The organism is Microbacterium sp. (genome assembly GCF_036277215.1).
GTDB lineage: Bacteria > Actinomycetota > Actinomycetes > Actinomycetales > Microbacteriaceae > Microbacterium.
Genome location: NZ_DASUNI010000030.1, coordinates 1 through 2526, shown reverse-complemented (window position 1 = coordinate 2526; position 2526 = coordinate 1). Strand labels below are relative to the sequence as shown.

At 69.5% G+C, this 2526-nt stretch carries 3 protein-coding genes; 1 reads left to right on the top strand and 2 read right to left on the bottom strand.

The window, feature by feature from the left end; genetic code table 11:
• Positions 1-66: 66 nt before the first annotated feature.
• Positions 67-1650 carry an FAD-binding protein gene (locus tag VFX99_RS01470; protein WP_329664548.1) on the bottom strand — a complete coding sequence of 528 codons (1584 nt, stop codon included), beginning with the start codon at positions 1648-1650 and terminating at the stop codon, positions 67-69.
• Positions 1584-1922 carry a hypothetical protein gene (locus VFX99_RS01465; protein WP_329664547.1) on the bottom strand — a complete coding sequence of 113 codons (339 nt, stop codon included), beginning with the start codon at positions 1920-1922 and terminating at the stop codon, positions 1584-1586. Before VFX99_RS01465 ends, VFX99_RS01470 begins: the two co-directional genes overlap by 67 nt.
• Before the next feature lie 140 nt (positions 1923-2062).
• Between VFX99_RS01465 and VFX99_RS01460 the strand changes: the two genes are divergently transcribed.
• Positions 2063-2455, top strand: coding sequence for a Fur family transcriptional regulator (locus VFX99_RS01460; RefSeq protein ID WP_414684307.1), 393 nt, complete (start codon positions 2063-2065; stop codon positions 2453-2455).
• Positions 2456-2526: the final 71 nt, after the last annotated feature.

Below are 2526 nucleotides of genomic sequence, written 5' to 3'. Positions count from 1 at the left end.
GCGGGGGGGGGGGGGGTGGGGGGCTAGCCCGTGCCGGCCTCGCGCCACAACAGCGCGTAGCCGATCTCAGGTCAGGCCCGCGCGTTTGAGCACGTCGGTGGCGAAGACGTCCATCAGGGCCTCGTCGCCGCCGAAGATCTCCCGTCGCGCGGCCTTGAAGCGCGCGATCGGCTCCTCGCCGTACATGTAGGCGAGCTTGTCGGGCTCGATGCCCGAGTTCTTCGACCAATGCAGCGTGTAGCGGATCTGCGCCTTGCGGAACGCCGCGTCCAGGCGCCGCTCGAATTCCGGGAAGCGCTCGTCGTCGATCAGTCCGACCTCGAACACCGCGGTCTTGGGCGCGTGCCGGGTGAACGACAGCGTCGCCTGCGAGGGGTGCACGAGCCGCACCTGGCTGATCGAAGGCAGCTTCAGCTCGCGCGCCACCGCCGAGACGATGTCGATCGTCTCGGGTGCGTCGTCGATCGAGACCGCGAACGCGCTCTCCGTGTAGCCCTCGAGGTAGTAGATGGAGGACGTATAGAGCTGGCCGGGCGTGCCGCGGACGCTGTTCAGGAGCGCCCGCTGCCGGTACTGCTTGAACTGCAGCGACGTGACGAAGCCGACCGGGAGCACGCGCAGCAGCGGCGCGAGCGGCGCCAGGATTCGCACGCCGGGGGCGTACCCGCGCTTGTCGCGGACGATCCAGCGCGGGGTCGGCGTCGGGATCCCGGGCCGGAACTCCACCTGAGGCGCGCCCGCCTCCATCGCCACCTGCTTGCGGCTGTGCGGGTCGAAGATGAACTCGTAGTGGTACAGGTCGCCCGGGTCGGCGCCCAGCCGGCGCAGCTTGGCCTTCAGGTCGTCGTGGCGGATGTCGCCGACGGCCGGGAACTGCAGCTGGTAGATCGGGGCGGTCTCGATCGCCAGCGCCGCGACGATCCCGCACGTGCCGAAGCTGACGACCGCGGCGTTGAACTGCTCGTCGTCGCGCACCAGCTCGGCGCCGAGCTTGTCGGCGAACTCGGCCGTCAGCACCGGCCTGGAGGCGCGCTCGAGCCAGAGCGTGCGGCCGCTGCCGGTGACGAGGTGCAGGCCGACGACGAAGTCCGGCATCGCGCCGTAGCTGATCTGCGAGCCGTGCGTGTTCCCGGAGACGGCGCCCGCGAGCGTCTGGCCGTTGCCGATGCCGGCGGCCCGCAGCGCCCGCTTCTCCGGGTGCAGCAGCTCGAGGTAGGCGTTGAGCTCGGCGACCTGCAGCCCGGCCTGGGCGAGCACGACACCGTCGGCGCGACCGTCCTCGAAGTAGCGGTCGCCGATGTCGTAGACGCCGTTGAGCAGCTTCGTGTTCACGAGCCAGCCGTCGGTGATGTTGATGCGCGTCAGCGCCCAGCCCGAGCCGATCGCGAGGACGCGCTTGCCGGCCGCGCGGGCCTCTCCGACCAGCCCGTCCAGCGAGTCGCCGGCCTGGCGGAACATCTCGAACCCGGACAGCGCCGCGCCCTGCGGGCCGACGTTGTCGATGTCGAAGAGCTCGGCGACCGTCGTGTGGTGGGTGACGTGCGCCCCGTGCCACGGCCGCGGCCCGGGGTCGTCGCGGTGGATCACTCGAGCGTCCCCGATTGCGACGGCGGGCGGCAACAGCGCCAGCTGACCCGTGCGGGCGCCCACAGGCCGAGCGTGACGAACATCCCGAGCGTCTGCAGGACGCTGCGGCCGACCCGGATCTCCTCGATCCCCAACCGCTGCCCGTTGGCGAGCCGGCAGTTGGTGATCGGCAGGTCCTGGCGGATCAGCCCCCACAGGAAGCTGTTGAGGTTCGCCGACTTCCACTCGGTCCCAGGCATGTTCTGCGGCTGGGAATCGCCGAGCCCGCCGTCCTGGTAGATCAGGTACGTCGAGACGGCAGACAGAAGGCCGGATTGGCCGACAGGCCGCTGCATCGCGTCACTCCCTCCTTGGCTTGCGCGTCACCGTGCGATCTAGAGCCTCTCACAGTCGGCGGTGATACAGAGCTAATCTGGATTGATTCCAGATTTGTGCCACACTGCCCGGTGTGCCGGCGGTCTCGGAACTCGAGCGGATGCTGCGCGGGGCCTCCCTGCGCGTCACCCGTCCGCGCGTCGCGGTGCTCGCCGCGGTGCACGAGCACCCTCACGCCGACACGCACTCGCTCATCGCGCGCGTGCGCGGCGAGCTCGGTGAAGTGTCCCAGCAGGCCGTCTACGACGTCCTACAGGCCCTCACCGACGCGGCGCTCGTCCGGCGCATCCAGCCGCCAGGCTCCGTGGCGCGCTACGAGACACGCATCGGTGACAACCATCACCACCTCGTCTGCCGCTCCTGCGGCACGATCGAGGATGTCGACTGTGCCGTCGGTGCCGCACCCTGCCTGACCGCGTCCGATGTTCACGGCTTCGTAATAGACGAGGCCGAGGTCATCTACCACGGTCTTTGCCCCACCTGCCAGTCCTGATCACGAACCGGGGGAGTTCCGTTGTCTGACAAGCCAGACGCCGTCGTAGGAGACATGAATGAGCCGATCCA